This is a genomic window from Burkholderia sp. B10, from assembly GCF_004368385.1.
GTDB classification, from domain to species: domain Bacteria; phylum Pseudomonadota; class Gammaproteobacteria; order Burkholderiales; family Burkholderiaceae; genus Burkholderia; species Burkholderia vietnamiensis.
Map to the genome: position 1 here is coordinate 1 of NZ_PQMX01000028.1, position 16,874 is coordinate 16,874.

Annotated in this window: 16 protein-coding genes; 5 read left to right on the forward strand and 11 right to left on the reverse strand. The window is 69.3% G+C overall.

Annotated elements, in window-relative coordinates:
- The first annotated feature begins 128 nt into the window (after positions 1 to 128).
- Complete coding sequence (locus C3Y15_RS15935) at positions 129 to 1,220, forward strand: porin (RefSeq protein WP_059895017.1); 1,092 nt, start codon at positions 129 to 131, stop codon at positions 1,218 to 1,220.
- 121 nt (positions 1,221 to 1,341) lie between these two features.
- Here C3Y15_RS15935 and C3Y15_RS15940 read toward each other — a convergent pair whose 3' ends face one another.
- Positions 1,342 to 2,304: a zinc-binding alcohol dehydrogenase family protein gene (locus C3Y15_RS15940; protein WP_059460176.1), complete on the reverse strand. Its 963-nt coding sequence runs from the start codon at positions 2,302 to 2,304 to the stop codon at positions 1,342 to 1,344.
- 43 nt (positions 2,305 to 2,347) lie between these two features.
- The gene (locus C3Y15_RS15945) at positions 2,348 to 2,599 is read right to left on the reverse strand and encodes a hypothetical protein (RefSeq protein WP_014724983.1); all 252 of its coding nucleotides are present in this window, start codon (positions 2,597 to 2,599) and stop codon (positions 2,348 to 2,350) included.
- A gap of 96 nt (positions 2,600 to 2,695) precedes the next feature.
- On the opposite strand from C3Y15_RS15945, the gene C3Y15_RS15950 reads away from it, so the two are divergent.
- Positions 2,696 to 3,493 (forward strand): helix-turn-helix transcriptional regulator, encoded by a 798-nt coding sequence (locus C3Y15_RS15950; protein WP_060093090.1) that lies wholly within the window; start codon positions 2,696 to 2,698, stop codon positions 3,491 to 3,493.
- A 97-nt stretch (positions 3,494 to 3,590) separates the two neighbouring features.
- On the opposite strand, the gene hpaI is transcribed toward C3Y15_RS15950, so the two are convergent.
- The 7 genes from hpaI to C3Y15_RS15985 are packed head-to-tail and all read right to left on the reverse strand — an operon-like array spanning position 3,591 to position 9,498.
- Positions 3,591 to 4,397: a 4-hydroxy-2-oxoheptanedioate aldolase gene (gene hpaI, locus C3Y15_RS15955; RefSeq protein WP_011882092.1), complete on the reverse strand. Its 807-nt coding sequence runs from the start codon at positions 4,395 to 4,397 to the stop codon at positions 3,591 to 3,593.
- A 14-nt stretch (positions 4,398 to 4,411) separates the two neighbouring features.
- The gene (gene hpaH, locus C3Y15_RS15960; protein WP_045578059.1) at positions 4,412 to 5,215 is read right to left on the reverse strand and encodes a 2-oxo-hept-4-ene-1,7-dioate hydratase; all 804 of its coding nucleotides are present in this window, start codon (positions 5,213 to 5,215) and stop codon (positions 4,412 to 4,414) included.
- A 20-nt stretch (positions 5,216 to 5,235) separates the two neighbouring features.
- Positions 5,236 to 5,628, reverse strand: coding sequence for a 5-carboxymethyl-2-hydroxymuconate Delta-isomerase (locus C3Y15_RS15965; RefSeq protein WP_069246502.1), 393 nt, complete (start codon positions 5,626 to 5,628; stop codon positions 5,236 to 5,238).
- A 29-nt stretch (positions 5,629 to 5,657) separates the two neighbouring features.
- Positions 5,658 to 6,506, reverse strand: a complete 849-nt coding sequence (gene hpaD / locus C3Y15_RS15970) for a 3,4-dihydroxyphenylacetate 2,3-dioxygenase (protein WP_011882089.1) — start codon at positions 6,504 to 6,506, stop codon at positions 5,658 to 5,660.
- Between the two features lie 49 nt (positions 6,507 to 6,555).
- On the reverse strand, positions 6,556 to 8,019 hold the full coding sequence (gene hpaE, locus C3Y15_RS15975; protein WP_069246503.1) for a 5-carboxymethyl-2-hydroxymuconate semialdehyde dehydrogenase: 1,464 nt from the start codon (positions 8,017 to 8,019) through the stop codon (positions 6,556 to 6,558).
- 22 nt (positions 8,020 to 8,041) lie between these two features.
- Positions 8,042 to 8,806 carry a fumarylacetoacetate hydrolase family protein gene (locus C3Y15_RS15980; RefSeq protein ID WP_045578061.1) on the reverse strand — a complete coding sequence of 255 codons (765 nt, stop codon included), beginning with the start codon at positions 8,804 to 8,806 and terminating at the stop codon, positions 8,042 to 8,044.
- Positions 8,803 to 9,498: a fumarylacetoacetate hydrolase family protein gene (locus tag C3Y15_RS15985; RefSeq protein ID WP_059559552.1), complete on the reverse strand. Its 696-nt coding sequence runs from the start codon at positions 9,496 to 9,498 to the stop codon at positions 8,803 to 8,805. The genes C3Y15_RS15980 and C3Y15_RS15985 overlap by 4 nt, the downstream gene beginning before the upstream one ends.
- Positions 9,499 to 9,650: 152 nt before the next feature.
- Between C3Y15_RS15985 and hpaR the strand changes: the two genes are divergently transcribed.
- The gene (hpaR, locus tag C3Y15_RS15990; protein WP_011882085.1) at positions 9,651 to 10,091 is read left to right on the forward strand and encodes a homoprotocatechuate degradation operon regulator HpaR; all 441 of its coding nucleotides are present in this window, start codon (positions 9,651 to 9,653) and stop codon (positions 10,089 to 10,091) included.
- Between the two features lie 82 nt (positions 10,092 to 10,173).
- On the opposite strand, the gene C3Y15_RS15995 is transcribed toward hpaR, so the two are convergent.
- The gene (locus C3Y15_RS15995) at positions 10,174 to 11,379 is read right to left on the reverse strand and encodes an SDR family oxidoreductase (protein WP_014724990.1); all 1,206 of its coding nucleotides are present in this window, start codon (positions 11,377 to 11,379) and stop codon (positions 10,174 to 10,176) included.
- A gap of 562 nt (positions 11,380 to 11,941) precedes the next feature.
- On the opposite strand from C3Y15_RS15995, the gene C3Y15_RS16000 reads away from it, so the two are divergent.
- A complete protein-coding gene (locus tag C3Y15_RS16000) occupies positions 11,942 to 12,289 on the forward strand; it encodes a DUF3564 family protein (RefSeq protein ID WP_034193484.1) in 348 nt (115 codons plus the stop codon).
- A gap of 376 nt (positions 12,290 to 12,665) precedes the next feature.
- Positions 12,666 to 14,570: a penicillin-binding protein 2 gene (locus tag C3Y15_RS16005; protein ID WP_034193483.1), complete on the forward strand. Its 1,905-nt coding sequence runs from the start codon at positions 12,666 to 12,668 to the stop codon at positions 14,568 to 14,570.
- 363 nt (positions 14,571 to 14,933) lie between these two features.
- Here C3Y15_RS16005 and C3Y15_RS16015 read toward each other — a convergent pair whose 3' ends face one another.
- The gene (locus tag C3Y15_RS16015) at positions 14,934 to 16,649 is read right to left on the reverse strand and encodes a cation:proton antiporter (RefSeq protein ID WP_069246504.1); all 1,716 of its coding nucleotides are present in this window, start codon (positions 16,647 to 16,649) and stop codon (positions 14,934 to 14,936) included.
- Between the last annotated feature and the right edge of the window lie 225 nt (positions 16,650 to 16,874).

The following is a 16,874-nucleotide window of genomic DNA, read 5'->3' on the forward strand; positions in this document are numbered from 1 at the left end:
CACCCGTTCCACCCCGCTCCACCCCGTTTCAACCCGCATGCGGCGCGCGCTCCCCGGCGTGCGCCGCGTGCCGCTGCGCGCCGCGCATCCGTTTCACCGAACCCATAACGAACCAGGAGACACCGTCAATGAAGTCATGCGTTCAACGTTTCGCCCGCACCGCCCGCGTGAGCGTGCCGGCCCTCGCGGTCGGCGTCGCGGCCGGCGCCGTGCACGCGCAGTCGTCGGTCACGCTGTACGGGATCATGGACGCCGGCATCGAATACGCGAATCACGCGGCGCCGGACGGCGGCGATTCGTTCAAGCTCAAGTCGGGCAACAAGAACACGTCGCGCTGGGGCCTGCGCGGCGTCGAGGATCTCGGCGGCGGGCTGAAGGCCGTGTTCCGCCTCGAAAGCGGGATCGACCTCGCGAACGGCGCGTCGGACGACGGCCCCGACGCGATCTTCGCGCGCCGCGCGACCGTCGGCCTGAAAGGCAAATGGGGCGAGGTATCGCTCGGGCGCAACTTCACCGTCACCTACGACTACATGCTGCCGTTCGACCCGATGGGCTACGCGCAGAACTACTCGTGGGCGACGTCGTCGATGGCGACGGGCGCGCGCAAGGACGGGCTGTTCACGCGCGCGTCGAACGCCGTGCGCTACGACGGCGAGTTCGGCGGCTTCCGGTTCGGCGCGCTGTACGGCTTCGGCAACGTGCCGGGCAGCGTGAAGACCAGTTCGAAGTACGACTTCGCGCTCGGCTACGAGGCCGGCCCGTTCGCGGCGGTCGTCACGTTCGACCGGCAGAACGGCGCGGCCGACAGCGTCGCGCCCACCGATACCATCAACTACGTTCAGGGCATACACGCGGGCGTCAGCTACGACTTCGGCAGCCTGAAAACGATGGCCGGCTATCGCAACTACCGCCGCACCTACCATACGCGCGCCGCGAACCAGTTGAGCGACATGATGTGGGTCGGCGGCACGTACCAGTTCACGCCGACGTTCTCGATGATCGCCGCCGTCTATCACCAGAACATCAAGGGCGGCAGCGACGCCGATCCGACGCTGGTGTCGGTGCGCGCGAACTACGCGCTGTCGAAGCGCACGGTGCTGTATGCGGCCGGCGCGTTCGCGATCGCGCAGCATGGCGAGAAGGTCGGCGTGTCGCGCGATGTCGCCGGATACGGGACGACGCAGGTCGGCGTGACGGCGGGGATTCAGCAGCGCTTCTGACGCGGATCCGGCCCGCGGCGCGGCGCGAAGGCGAGACGCGCCGCGGGCGCCGGCGTCGATGCCGGTGCCGGTGCGAGCACTCGACGGCCGGGGCGCGTTCGATGCACGCTGTGCCCCCGCTTTATCGATCGCGCATCACGAACACCGTGCGCGTCCGGCTGTCCGTATCGGCCCAATGCTCGCCGACCGCGGCAAGCGGCACGGTGCGCGTGTCGATCGACAGCGCCGCCGGCGCGGCCGCGTCGAACACGCCGCGGATCGCCGCGAGCAGACGCGGCATCGGCACGCTGCCGAGGCCGCTGCCCATCAGCTCGATCGCCGTCGCGCGCAGCACGGCGCCCGGCAGCGAGACGTCGGCGCCGCCGATCGAGCCGATCTGCACGAAACGCAGCCGGCGCCCTTCGTCCGTCGCATTCGCCGCGGCGACGAGCGCCGCGCGGGCGCTGCCGCCCCACAGATAGTCGAGCACGACGTCCACGCCGGCGCGAAAATGCGGCTCCAGCGCGCGCACCAGCTCGGCGTCGTCCTGCCGCAGCGACACGACCGCATCCGCGCCGGCGTCCAGCAGCGCATCGAGCGCAGCCGGATCGCGCCCGGTCGCGATCACCTTCGCGGCGCCCAGATACTTCGCGATCCGCACGGCGAGCCGGCCCGAGGTGCCGGTCGCGCCGTTCACGAGCACCGTCTCGCCGGCGGCAAGCCGCGCGCGTTCGGTCAGCGCGGCCCACGACGACATGCCGGGGATCGCGAGCGCCGCCGCCGAGACGTCGTCGAGATCGTCCGGCAGCGGCACCCAGCGGTCGTCGGGCACGATCGTGCGTTCGGCCATCGCGCCGAACGGAGCGGGCGCGCCGAAGAAGTACACGCGCCGGCCGTCGTCCGTGCGTCCGACGCCATCGACGCCGACGACGAACGGATAGCGACCGCTCGACGAATAATGCGTGCCCGCCGCCCGCCCCTGCGCGAGGCGGCTCAGCGCAGATGCCGCCACGTCCACCAGCCGATGGCCGGGCAGCGCGCGCGGCGCGTCGAACTCCATATACACCGGACGCTCGCCGGCGCCCGTGACGACTGCAGCTTTCATGTTCACTCCTTGAATCGGGATGGCGGCCAAGGTGGCGCGCCGGTCATCGGGCGGCGAGCCACGCGCGCAGCGCGGCGTCGCGCACCTCCAGCACGTCGAACAGGCCGAGCGCGCGCAACGCCGGCAACGCGGCGATCGTGTCCGCTTCCGCACGCGCGCGCTCGGCCGGCTCCGCATGCGGGTCGGCCAGCACGCGCGCATTGATCAGAAACGCCGCGACCGTGCCCTTGCGGATCGTCGTTCCGCACGCGTCGATCTGGTCGGCATGGTCGGGAAGGACCTGTTCGGCTCGCATCGTGCAGCACTCCCTTGGGTTGTCGATGCGCCCAATGTACGCGTGCAGCGCCGGCCAATCTCCGGTATAAAAGCCATTCGATACTGAAATCCGGCCATGCCCGATCCCTTGCTTCCTGCTCATCTGATCGCGTCCGACGACGGCCCGTTCGTCGCCGCCGCGCTGCTCACGCAGCGCGACCCGCGCGTGACGCCATCGCATGCGCACTCGCGCGGCCAGCTCGTCGGCACGCTGAGCGGGCTGGTGTCGATCGGCCTCGACGATCAGCAATGGGTCGTCCCCGCGATCCATGCGGTGTGGATTCCGCCGCACTTCCGGCATTCGCTGCACTCGTTCGGTCCGATCGCCGGCTGGTCGGCGTTCATCGCGCCCGCGCGGTGCGCGTCGCTGCCCGCCGCGCCGCGCGCGATCCGCACCACGCCGCTGTTGCGCGAGGCCGTGCAGCGTGCGGCGAGCTGGGACGGCGCGGCGCTCGACGCGGCGCAGACGCGCATCGCCGACGTGATCCTCGACGAGATCGCCGCGGCGCCGGCGGAATCGCTCGGCCTGATCCGGCCGCAGGAGCCGCGGCTCGCGCGCATTACCGACGCGCTGGCCGCCAATCTCGCGGACAACAGGCGCCTCGAGGAATGGGCCGAATGGGCCGGCATCGGCGCGCGGACGATGAGCCGCCGCTTCGTGGCCGAAACGGGGCTCACGTTCGCGCAATGGCGTCAGCAGGCGCGGCTGCTGCGCGCGCTCGAGAAAATCGCCGACGGCGCGCCGGTGACGACGATCGCGCTCGATCTCGGGTACGACAACGTGAGCGCCTTCATCGACATGTTCCGCCGCGCGACCGGCACGACGCCGGGAAAATATCCGGTCGCGGGCAGCGCAGTGCGCGGGGCGGCATAGCGGGCGGGCGAGGCGGGCGCGATCCGGCGCGGGTTCCCGAATGCCGGCACGCGGCGGCTCGACGCTTCATCGCCCCACCGCGCCACCGCCCGCGTCGTCAATACGTTGCGTCGCCGTTCGTCGAAGCGTCGCCGCCCGTGTTCCTGAACTGCGCGGCCAGCCGTTCCGCGCTGCGCGCGAGCAGCGTCGTATCGACGCCCACCGCGACGAACGACGCGCCCGCGCGCAGATAGCGCCGCGCAGCCGCCGCATCGGCGCTGAGAATGCCCGGCGCTTTGCCGGCACGCTTGATCGCCGCGAGCGCGCCGTCGATCGCCGCCTGCACGTCCGGATGCGCGGGATTGCCCAGATGCCCGAGATCGGCGGCCAGATCGGCCGGGCCGATGAATACGCCGTCGACGCCGTCCACCCGCGCGATCGCGTCGATCGCATCGAGCCCGGCGCGCGTCTCGACCTGCACCAGCACCGCCATCGCGTCGTTCGCCCGCTGCAGATAGTCGCCGATCCGGTTCCAGCGCGACGCGCGGGCGAGCGCGCTGCCGACGCCGCGCATCCCGTGCGGCGGATAACGCGTCGCCGCCACCGCCGCGCGCGCTTCGTCGGCGCTCTGCACCATCGGCACGAGCAGCGTCTGCGCGCCGAGATCGAGCACCTGCTTGACGATCACCGGATCGTTCGACGGCACGCGCACGACCGGATGCGACGGATACGGCGCGATCGCCTGCAACTGCGCGAGGATCGTCGGCACCGTGTTCGGCGCATGTTCGCCGTCGATCAGCAGCCAGTCGAAACCGGCGCCCGCAACCACTTCCGCGCTGTACGGATTCGCGAGGCCGAGCCACAGCCCGATCTGCGCATCGCCGCGGGCGAGCGCGGCCTTGAAGCCATTCGACGGCATCTGCATCGCCTGCCCTCCCGTCACGCGAAGTGGCACTGGATCGTGCCGAGCGGGCCGTAATCGACGCTGAACGTGTCGCCCGGCCGCGCCGCGCAGGGCCGCGTAAACGATCCGCCGAGCACGATCTGGCCGGGCTCCAGCGCGACGTCGAAACGCGCCAGCCGGTTCGCGAGCCACGCGACGCCGTTGGCCGGATGATTCAGCACGCCGGCCGCGACGCCCGTCTCCTCGACCGCGCCGTTGCGCGACATGATCGCCGCGACCCAGCGCAGGTCGAGGTCGTGCGGCCGCACCGGCCGGCCGCCGATCACGACGCCCGCGTTCGCGGCGTTGTCGGCGATCGTGTCGAACACCTTGCGCGGCCGCTGCGTCGCGGGATCGATCGACTGGCTGCGCGCGTCGATGATCTCGAGCGCCGGCACCACGTAATCGACCGCGTCGTACACGTCGAAGATCGTGCAGCGCGGGCCGCCGAGCCGCTTGCCGAGCACGAACGCGAGCTCGACCTCGACGCGCGGCACGATGAAGCGGCCGGTCGGGATCGTGCCGCCGTCGTCGAAGAACATGTCGTCGAGCAGCGCGCCGTAATCGGGCTCGTCGATCTGCGAAGCGCTCTGCATCGCCTTCGACGTGAGGCCGATCTTGTGGCCCTTCAGCGTGCGGCCTTCGGCGAGCTTGAGCGCCACCCACGCGCGCTGGATCGCGTACGCGTCATCGATCGTGATGTCCGGATGGTCGAGCGAAATCTGGCGAATCTGCTTGCGCTCGCGCTCGGCGTCGTGCAAACGCCGCGCGAGCTGGTCGATGAGGGCGGGTTCGAGCATGGTCGGTTCGGGAGCGGGGTTCAACCGGCCCGCTGATAGCGGGCGTGGATGTTGTTTTGCTTGTACGAGCCGGTTTCGCTGAACTCGATCAGCTCCATAGACAGCGCAAGGTAGCGCGTCGCGTACAACGGCGCGAAGTGCGCGGTGATCGCTGCGAACAGCGCATCGCACGCGGCCTTTTTGGTGGCGTCGCTGCGTCCCGCGGCGATCTTCAGCGTCACGTGCACGAACGCGTCGTCGTGCCTGCCGTCGGCGACGCAGTAGTCGTGCAGCTCGATCGCGCGCGAGCGGATGCCGCCCGTCGGAAACACGCCGCCCTGCGCGATCAGCGTCGCGTTGATGGTGCGCAGCAGCGCGGGAACGTGCGCGTCGTCGCGGATGTTCGCGGTGTATTCGACGACGATGTGTGGCATGGCAATGCTCCTGATGGAAAATGCGGCGCTCAGTCGAGCGGGAAGATCGCGTTGATCTGCCCGGTGCCCGAGCTCGCGAAGTAGTCGGTGACGATCTCGACCGGCCGGTCGTAGCGGTCCCAGCCGAGCAGGCCGAGCAGCATCGCCGTGTCGTGCATGCCGCCTTCGCCGTGACAATGGACGTTGTATTCGGGCAGCATCGCGCAGAACGTGCTGAAGTCGCCCTGCTTCCACAGCTCGATCACGCGCAGATCGACCTGCCGGAAGAATTCGCGGCTGATCGTGTGGATCGATTCCTCGGGGCTGCCGTTGTCGTTGAAGCGATGCGACAGCGAACCGCTAGCGAGGAACGCGACGTTCGAATCGCTGTTGCCGATCGCTTCGAGCAGCGCCTCGCCGAAGCGCCGGCTCTCGTCGAGCGTGTGCCACATGCACCAGCCGGCGATCGACACGACCTTGAAGTGCTGGTCGGCGTTCATGTAGCGCATCGGCACGAGCGTTCCGTATTCGAGCTCGAGGCTGTCGATCTCGTGCGCGCGCGTCGCGATGCCGCGCGCGCTGGCCGTCTGCGCGATCAGGCGGCCGAGTGCCGGGTTGCCCGGATACGCGTACTGCATGTCGCGGATGAAATGCGGCAACTCGTTGCTGGTGTACGTGCCGGCGAATCGCGCGTTGCAGTTCACGTGATAGCCGGCGTTGACGAGCCAGTGCACGTCCGCCACGACGATCGTGTCGACGCCGAGCGCGCGGCAGCGCTCGCCGATCAGCCGGTGGCCGCGAATCGCCGCGTCGCGACAGCCGTGATGCCGGCCCGGCAACTCGGACAGGTACATCGACGGCACGTGCGTGACCTTCGCGGCGAGGGACAGTTTGCCCATCGTGAAGTCTCCTGTTCTGGCGCGGCGAACCGGGGCGCGCGGCGGCCGGTCACACGCCCCAGCGCGGAATGTGATGCGAGCCCATCGAGATGCAGACGTTCTTGATCTCGGCGAACACCTCGAAGCTGTACTCGCCGCCCTCGCGGCCGGTGCCCGACTCCTTCACGCCGCCGAACGGCTGGCGCAGGTCGCGCACGTTCTGGCTGTTGACGAACACCATCCCGGCCTCGATCCCGCGCGCGAGCCGATGCACCTTGCCGACGTCCTGGGTCCAGAGGTAGGACGCCAGGCCGTAGCTGGTCTCGTTGGCGAGCCGCAACCCGTCGTCCTCGTCGTCGAACGGAATCAGGCACGCGACCGGCCCGAAGATCTCCTCCTGCGCGATGCGCATCCGGTTGTCGACGTCGGCGAACACGGTCGGCCGCACGAAGTTGCCGCTGCGCAGATGGGCGGCGAGGCCCGCCGGCGCTTGCGCGCCGCCCGCGACGACGCGCGCGCCCTCCTGCTCGCCGAGGCGGATATAGCCGGTCACCTTCTCCCAGTGCTGGCGCGTGATCATCGCGCCGAGCTGCGTCGCCGGATCGGCCGGGTCGCCCACCACCAGCCGGTTCGCGCGCTGCGCGAACGCCTGCACGAAGCGGTCGTAGATCGTGCGCTGCACGAAGATGCGCGAGCCGGCCGTGCAGCGCTCGCCGTTGATCGAGAAGATCGTGAACAGCGACGCGTCGAGCGCGCGGTCGAAATCGGCATCGTCGAAGATCAGCACCGGCGACTTGCCGCCGAGCTCCATCGAATACTTCTTCAGGCCCGCGCGCTCCATGATGCGCTTGCCGGTGACCGTGCCGCCGGTGAACGACACCGCGCGCACGTCCGGATGGCGCACCAATGCGTCTCCGGCGGTCGCGCCGTAGCCGTGCACGACGTTCAGCACGCCCGGCGGAATGCCGGCTTCGAGCGCGAGACGCCCGAGCTGGTCGGCGGTCAGCGGCGACAGCTCCGACATCTTCAGCACGGCGGTGTTGCCGAGCGCGAGACATGGCGCCGTCTTCCACGTCGCGGTCATGAACGGCACGTTCCACGGCGACACCAGCGCGCACACGCCGACCGGCTGGTACAGCGTGTAGTTGAGCATCTGATCGTCGACCGGATACGTGCGGCCGTTCATCTGCACGCACACCTGCGCGAAGAAGTTGAAGTTCTCGGCCGCGCGCGGAATCAGCTGCTTGCTCGTCTGGGCGATCGGCAGGCCGGTGTCCTGCGTCTCGAGCGCCGCGAGCATCGGCACGTGCTTCTCGATCAATTCAGCGAGCCTGCACATCAGCTTCGCGCGCTCCCGGGCCGGCGTGTTCGCCCACTTCGGAAACGCCGCCTTCGCCGCGCGCACCGCCGCATCGACTTCGGCGTCGCCGCCCGACGCGACGTCGGCGATCACGTCGCCGGTTGCCGGGTTCAGCGTCGTGAAGGTGTCGCGGCTCGCGACTTCGCGGCCGTCGATCCAGTGCTTGATGGTCATCAGTGCTCCTCGCGCGACCGGCTCAGCCGGCGCGATAGTAGTCCGCTTCGCCGACGATCGTGTTCACCAGCCGGCCGATCCGTTCGATTTCGGTCACCACTTCGTCGCCGGGCTGGGTGTCCGCGAGCCCTTGCGGCGTGCCGGTGAGAATCAGGTCGCCCGGCGACAGCGTCATGAAGCCGCTGATGTGCTCGATCAGCGCCGGCACGTCGAAGATCATGTCGCGCGTGCTGCCGCGCTGCGTCTCCACGCCGTTGACCGTCGTGCGCAGCGTGAGGTCGCCGGCGTCGCCGATCTCGTCGCGGCTCACGAGCCACGGCCCGAGCGGCGTGCAGGTGTCGCGGTTCTTCACGCGCAGGTTCGGGCGGTAATAGTTTTCGAGGTAGTCGCGGATCGCGTAGTCGTTCGCCACCGTGTAGCCGGCGACGCAGTCGATGGCCTGCGCGCGGCTCACGCGGCGCGCGGGCCGGCCGATCACGACGGCCAGCTCGCACTCGTAGTGCATGTGCGTCGCGTCCGTCGGGCGCACCGTGTGCGCGCGATGGCCGATGAACGTGTTCGGTCCTTTCAGGAAGATCAGCGGCTCGCTCGGCGCGTCGAACGCGAGTTCCTTCGCGTGGTCCGCATAATTGAGCCCGAGTGCGAAGGTCGTGCGCGGCACGACGGGCGGCAGCCACGTCACGGCTGCTTCGGCGAGCACGCGGCCGGTATCGAGCCGGATCGCGCCGTCGTCGGCCGGCTCGGCCGCATGCACGGCGCCGTTGTAGATCACGCGTGCGGTCTTCATTGCGCAGGCTCCGCGATCAGCGTATGCCGCAACGTGCCGAGGCCGGCCGCGGCGATCTCGATCGCGCTGCCCGCGCGCGCACGCGGTGCGCCGCCGGCGACGCCGAGCAGCAGCACGTCGCCCGCGTCGAACGACATGAAGGCCGTCACGTCGGCGATCAGTTCGCGCACCGGGCGAATCAGCGTGGCGGTCGAGGCGGCGGCGGCCGTGGCACCGTCGATCTTCACGCTCAGCGCGATCGCGTCCGCATCGGCGAGCGCGAGCGCGTGCGCCGACACGATCGCCGGGCCCAGCGGGCAAAAGCCGTCGCGGCACTTGAAGCGCACCGCGGGCCGGTAATAGTCGGGATGCGGAATCGACACGTCGCTCGCGAGCGTGAAGCCGTGCAGGTAATCGAACGCATGCTCGGCCGGCACGCGCGTCGCGCGCCGCGAGAACACGACGGCCACCGACGCGCCGATTTCCAGCGCCTCGACGCCGGCCGGCACGACGACCGCCGCGCCGTCGCATGCGTGCGTATTGGCCGGCTTGATGTATAGAACCGGCGCCTGCGGCGGCCGGCCATAGGGCGGCGCATGAACGGCGTCGCCGAGCGCGTCGAGCGCGCTGCGCTGGTTCAGCAGCGCGCCGTACACGGTGCCGATCGCGACCGGCAGCGGCGGCGCCCCGGCGGTCCTGCAAGACAGCTCCATGCGTCGTTCCCCTGCCGCGCGTCGCGGCGCATCGTCGATAATTAATATCTTAAGTACGGCATGGACGGCCCACAACCTCGATTACCCTGATACGCGAAATTCATCTCCGGCCGCTGTTAAGATTGCCGCGTACCCGCCCACTCTCCACGCCGATGAACCGTACGCTAGACCATCGCAACCTGGCCATGCTGCTGCTCGAGGCACGCGAGACGCTGATGGGCATGTTCCGCCCGATTCTCAAGGAATTCGCGCTGACCGAACAGCAATGGCGGATCGTCCGCGTGCTCGACGGCGAACCGGCGCACGCGCTCGAGGCGGGACAGATCGCGCGGCGCTGCTGCATCCTGAGTCCGAGCCTGACCGGCGTGCTGGAGCGGATGGAGCGCGACGGCCTGATCACGCGCACGCGCGCGCAGGAGGATCAGCGCCGGTTGCTGGTGAGCCTGACGCCGCAAAGCAGGAAGCTGGTATCGGAAATCGGGCCGCGCATCGACGAGCAGTATCGTCTGCTCGAAGCACGGTTCGGCGCGGACGGCCTCGACGACATCTATCGCGCACTCGACCGGCTGATCGAACTCGGCAACGCGCCGTGACGCACGCCGGGCGGCGCGCCGCGGCCGATCCGCGACGGGCCGCTGGCGCGGCCCGAGCGAAGCGCGCGAACGGCGCGAACGATCAGTGCGGCGTGCCGCGCACCAGTTCGGTTACCGCGACACCGCGCGACGTGCGCATGCATTCCTCGACGTAATCGACGAACGGCAGCGGCTCGAAATCGATCTCGTCGCGCACGCGGCTGTTGTCGAACACGCGATCGACCGTCGCAAACTCCGCGCAGCGCTGCAACGCGCGGCCGATCACGCGCTCCAGCGCCGCATCGCGCCGCCCCAGCACGTCGCGCACCACCAGCGGCAATTCGGCCGGCGCACAGGCCGCGTAGCGCGGCGCGGCCGTCATGCCGGCCGCCTCGTCCATTGCGCGCACGATCTGCGCGACCTGCGGCGCCTCGTCACCGGCCGACACGTGGTACACGTCGTGCATCAGCGTCGGCTTCACGGCGAGCAGCATCGTCGCGCGCGCGACGTCGTCGACCGACACGATGTCGATGCGCGTCATCGGCCGCGCCGTGAAGCGGCGCGCCGCATGCGCGACGCGGAAGGTCCAGAACGAATTCGGCGCGGGCCGCGTGCCCAGCACCGTATGGCCGACGACGTGCGACGGCCGCACGACCACCAGCGGCAACCCGAGCCCGCGCAGCCGCTGCTCGGTTTCCGCCTTCGCGCGCAGGTAGTCGGCGGCGAGCACCGCGCCGGGCAGCGCGTGGGCGGCCTGCGCGGCTTCGCCCGCGCTGCGCGACTCCTCATGCACGAGGCCGCCGCGGCCCGCATGCGCGTAGGCGGTGCCGATGTGGACGAAACGCTGCAGCTGCGGCGCATCCGCGAAGCGCGCGGCGAAGCCGACCGAATCGGCGAGGTCGGCCTGCAGATGCGCGCCGCCGGCCGGCGACGCATGGCCCGCACAATGGATCACGTGCGTCGCGCCGGCCAGACGCGGCGCGTCGGCGCGCTGCCACACGTCGCCGAGTGCGCCGAGCGCGACGTTCGCGTCGCTCAGACGCGACGCCCAGTACGGCGCGAGCCCCGCGCGCAGCGCGGCTTCGCGCAGCCGCGCGAGCGCGTGGCCGCGGTCGTCCGCGCGCACCACGCAGACGATGCGTTCGAGCAGCCCGGCATTGACGAGCGCCGTCAGCACGCTGCTGCCGATGAAGCCGGTCGCGCCGGTCAGCACCAGCCGTCCGACGTTGGCCGCCGCGACCGGTGCGCTAGCGGGCGAGACGAGGCTCGTGCGCCAGTTGAGCGATAGCGCGGTTTTCCAGATCAGCACGATAGTCTCCTTCGAAAAATCGGCGCGGCGCCGCGCGGCCCCGGTTCACGGGATGCGCCTCGCGCCCGGCCGGCCGGGACTGGCATGGGTCCCGGGGCTCCCGATCCCGTTGCGCTGCCGCAGGGATATGCGTCGAACGCGTCTCGGCGTGGAAGGCCGTGGGACGCCACGGAGGGGCGTCCGCGACAGAGGATCGGAAACCGGCAGTGTGGGGCCCGATCGTCCGGATGTCTGTCCTGAAAGTTTCGTGAAAGTGTGAGGATTTGTATGCGTATGTCGGGGTATGTCGTGACGGCGCCGGCGCGACACTTCGACGCCGGTCGATCCGAGTCGTCGCATGTCCGGAGCCACTCGATTTGCCGCCGCGACGCACGGATCGCGCTACGGCGGGTCTTTGCCGGCGAGATTCGGATCTCGGCCGATCGTCAGACGTCGTTTCATGGCGTATACGAATGCACGCAATTCGATTTATTGAGGATTATCACTTGCGTTTCACCACAGTCTATCTAGACTGGTCAAACCAAAACGGTCGAACGTGTGATTTTCTTCAGGAGAGGATCCAATGCGCCTCACTATTCGTATTAATGGCAGCGACTCGGCAACCCGCCACGCTTACGCAGTGCTGTGGGTGGACACGGAGGAAGGGCTGTGGTCGCGCGAGGCACACGAGGGGATCGATCTTCCGAGCTGGGGCAAGGTGCGCCACGTCGAAGGCGCGATGGCACTGTGCGCGGCGGACAGCGGCAACGCCGTATGTCAGCTGAAGGGCCTGTCGTTCAGCGCGATGCAGCGCGATCAAGGCCCTGCGGTGCTCGCCGGCGAGCATCCCGACGGAGCCTGGCGGCTGCAGGCGGTCGATCGTTCCACCGCGGAGCCGGAATACGAGGAATTTATTTCCGTCGCGCGTTAGTTTTTTTGACGGCAATCGTCTGCGGTTTTAGGGATATTCCCATTTCGCGATACGCGATATTAATTTCGATATTCATCAATAAGGCGCCTCTCGACGAGGCGCTTTTTCTTTTGGCGCGAGAAAACTAATCGGGGACGGGTAAATCCGCCCAGCTCGGCAATAACGGCCGGCGCACGTGTCGCGGGTTCGCGGGTCGCGGCTCGCGCGCGGCCACGGAGCGCGTCCATTCTTTTCCGTCGTCCTCGTTGCTTGTGCTGCGCGGCCAGCAGCGGCCGGCCGGCGGCTCACACTTTCCCCACGCGATGCTTACTCATTTATTACAATCACATTATTCAGACTGACCTGCCGCCGCCCGGCGGCCCGACCCGGCCCTTGCATGAGCGCAAAGAAGAAAACCCACCCCGCCGACCCGTATTCCGCCGCGACCAAGCATCCGATGCTGGCGTCGCGCTTGCCGATGTGGCGCTCGAAGTTCGTCGTGATCATGGTGTCCGCCGGCTTCGCCGCGCTGATCGGACGCGCATTCTGGGTGCAGGTCGCGAATCAGGACTTCTACGTCGGCGAAGGCCAGAAACGCTACCAGCGCACGATCGAGCTCGATGCGATGCGCGGACGCATCGTCGATCGCAACGGCGCGATGCTCGCCGTCAGCCTGTCGACCTACGAGATCTGGGCGAACCCGAAGCAGGTCGCCGAAATCGACTATCCGCAGATCGCGAAGCTACTCGACATGCCGCTCGCCGAGGTGAAGCGCCGGCTGCGCAATGATCGTACGTTCGTGCTGCTGAAGCGGCAGGTCGACGCCGACACCGCGAGCCGGCTCGACAAGCTGGCGCTCGACGGCATCACGCAGATCGCCGATTCGAAGCGCTTCTATCCGGAAGGCGAATCGGCCGCGCACGTGGTCGGCTTCACGAACGTCGAGGACAAGGGCCAGGAAGGCGTCGAGCTCGCGGCCAACGCGCGGCTGTCGGGCACGTCGGGCCAGCGCGAGGTGATCCGCGACCGGCTCGGCCGCATCGTCTCCGACACGCGCCCGCTGGTGCCCGCGCAGCACGGCGCGACGATCGAGCTGACGATCGACCGGCGCATTCAGCAGCTCGCCTTCAGCCAGCTCAAGGCGGCGGTGATCGAGAACAACGCGGTGGCCGGCAGCGTCGTCGTGCTGGACGCGCAGAACGGCGAGATCCTCGCGCTCGCGAACTACCCGACCTTCGATCCGAACGACCGTGCGCGGCTGACCGGTCAGCAATTGCGCAACCGCGCGGTGATCGACACGTTCGAGCCGGGCTCGACGATCAAGCCGCTGGTCGTCGCGCTGTCGATCGACGAACGCAAGGTCACGCCGAACACGATCGTCAACACGTCGCCGGGCACCTACAGGATCGGCCCGGCCGTGATCCACGACACGTCGAACCACGGCTCGCTGACGGTCGCGCAGGCGCTGCAGAAGTCGAGCAACGTCGCGCTCGCAAAGCTCGCGCTGAATCTGCCCGCCGAGACGATCTGGAACAAGTACCAGGAGTACGGGATCGGCCGTGCGCCCGAGTTGACGTTCCCCGGCGTCGCGTCGGGCCGCCTGCGCGGCTACAAGCGCTGGCGGCCGATCGAGCAGGCGACGATGGCCTACGGCTACGGGCTGTCGATGTCGCTGCTGCAGATCGCGCAGACGTACACCGCGTATGCGGGCGACGGGACGCTGCATCCGGTGTCGCTACTGAAGAACGGCACCGACCCGCACACGGCCGATGCGCATCGCGGCCATCGCGTGACGTCGCCGCAAACCGCGGCGGCCATCCGCTCGATGCTCGAGCTGGCCGTCAGCGAGGGCGGCACGGGGCGCCGCGCGCGCGTCGACGGCTACCGGATCGGCGGCAAGACCGGAACCGCGCGCAAGCAGGTGGGCACGGGCTATGCGAAGGGGAAATATCGCGCGTTGTTCGCGGGGATGGCGCCGATGAGCAACCCGCGCCTGATCGTCGCGGTGATGATCGACGAGCCGCGCGGCAAGGGCTATTACGGCGGCACGGTGGCCGGCCCGGTGTTCTCGTCGATCACGAGCGGCTCGCTGCAGTTGCTCGGCGTGCCGCCGGATGCGCCGTTCGAGACGGCGCCCGATGCACCCAATGCGCCGAACCGCGCAGCGGCGCGGCAAAAGACGGCCGCGGCAGCCGACTCGGCCGCGCCGCCGAAGACGTCAACCGCGCGGAAAGCGACGGCGCCGGTGACGGCGGACGCCGGACCGCGCGTGAGCTCCCGGACCGACGCCGCGGCGGGCTGAAGCCGGCTGGCGCGGCGGCGAGAGCGTGCCAGCGCGACGCTCCGCGTCGAACGCGTTGCGCTCGGGCTTCGGATGCTGGCCGCATTGCCGACGCCGCGCCCGCAGACGGCCCGCGTCCCGCGCCGCACGATCCTGTGCCATGTGCTGCCGCCCGGCCGCACGCCCTTCGCCCTTCGCCCTTCGCCCTTCGCCCTTCGCCCTTCGCCCTTCGCCCTTCGCCGCTCGCCGTTCGCCGTTCGCCACGATCCGCGATCCGCGATCCGCGATCCGCGATCCGCGATCCACGAGCTACGAGCTACGAGCAGCGAGCTACGAACGGCGAGCCACGAGCAGCAAGACACACGCCGCCCAACGCCACGCCCCTCAATGCGCAACCGCCGCAGGCCTGGCCATTCTGCCGAGCACGTGTTCGGTCATCGCGCGCGCGAGTTCGCTCTCGCTCATGAACACCGTGCCGACGCCCTCGCTCGACAGCAGGCCGGCCTCGTCGCTGCTGTTCGTGCACAACACGACCTCGAGCGCCGGATTCAGCGTGCGCGAAATCTCGACGATCTGCCGCACGTCGAACACGTCGGGCAGCGCGACGACCAGCATCCCCGCGCGCGCGATGTGCGCCTGCACGAGCACCACCGGCTCGATCGCGTCGCCCGACACGGCCGCGACGCCGTCCGCGCGCAGTTTCTCGACGAGCTCGCGGTTCTGCTCGACCACCACATACGCTATCCCGCGCTCGTCCAGCGCATGCGCGATGCGCGTACCGACCTTGCCGTAGCCGACGATCACGACCTGCCCGGTCAGGTGCGTCTGCGGCGTCGACATCGGCAGCGCGGCGAGCGGATCGTCGCGCGCCTCGAGCCTGCGCGCGAACGCGGAATGCTTGCGAATCCATGCGAGCGCCGGATCGATCATCGCGAACAGCAGCGTGTTCATCGCGATCGAGATCAGCGCGACCGCGAGTATCAGGCTCTGCCCCTCGGCCGACAGCAAGCCGAGCGCACGGCCGAGACCCGCGAGGATGAACGAGAACTCGCCGATCTGCGCGAGCCCCGCGCCGACCGTGAGCGCGGTGTTCAGCGGATACCGGAACGCGATCACCAGCGCGACGGCCGCCAGCGTCTTGCCGATCAGCACGATCGCCGCGACCTCGATCACGTGCAGCGGCTGTTCGATCAGCACCTTCGGGTCGAACAGCATCCCGACCGAAATGAAGAACAGCACCGAAAACGCGTCGCGCAGCGGCAGCGTCTCGTCGGCCGCGCGCCGGCTGAATTCCGATTCGCGCATCATCATGCCGGCGAAGAACGCGCCGAGCGCGAACGAGACGTCGAACAGCTTCGCGGCGCCGAACGCGATGCCGACCGCCGCGGCGATCATGCACAGCGTGAACAGCTCGCGCGACCCGGTGCGCGCGACGAGCCACAGGATGCGCGGGAACACGCGCTTGCCGACCACGAGCATCAGCGCGATGAACGCCGCCACCTTCAGCATCGTGACGCCGAGCGTGCTCCAGACGCCGCCGCCCGCCACCTGCGCATCGCCGGGCGGCGTGCCGCCGAGCAGGCCCGCGACCGGCGGCAGCAGCACGAGCACCAGCACCATCACGAGATCCTCGACGACGAGCCAGCCGACCGCGATGCGCCCGTTGACCGTCTCGACGAGCCCGCGCCCTTCCAGCGCACGCAGCAGCACGACCGTACTCGCCACCGACAGCGCGAGGCCGAACACCAGCGCCGCGCCGACGCTCCAGCCCCACGCGAGCGCGAGCGCGCCGCCGAGCAGCGTCGCGACGGTGATCTGCACGACCGCGCCGGGCAGCGCGATCTTGCGCACCGCGAGCAGGTCGCGCAGCGAAAAGTGCAGACCGACGCCGAACATCAGCAGCATCACGCCGACTTCGGCGAGCTGCTGCGCGAGCGACAGATCGCCGACGAACCCCGGCGTGCCGGGGCCGATGACGATGCCGGCGAGCAGATAGCCGACCAGCGGCGGCATCCTGAGCAGCGACGCGAGATAACCGAAGACCATCGCGAGCCCGAAACCGGCCGCGAGCAGTGCAATCAGGCTGACGTCATGTGGCATCCCCTCTCCCAAGGTCTTGTAACTATTTAGTAAGGCTCAAAAACCAAAGGATACGGGATGGGACAAGGAAATGGCGCGCCGCCGCGAAAAATTCGCGGCCTGGCGCGCCATGGCGGCGTGGCAGTGCGGTGCTGCGAACGGCGGCGGCCGGCCCGTCGTCGCCGCCGCACGCCGACGCACGCCGACGCACGGCGGCGAATACCGGCGAATGCCGGCGCGCAACCG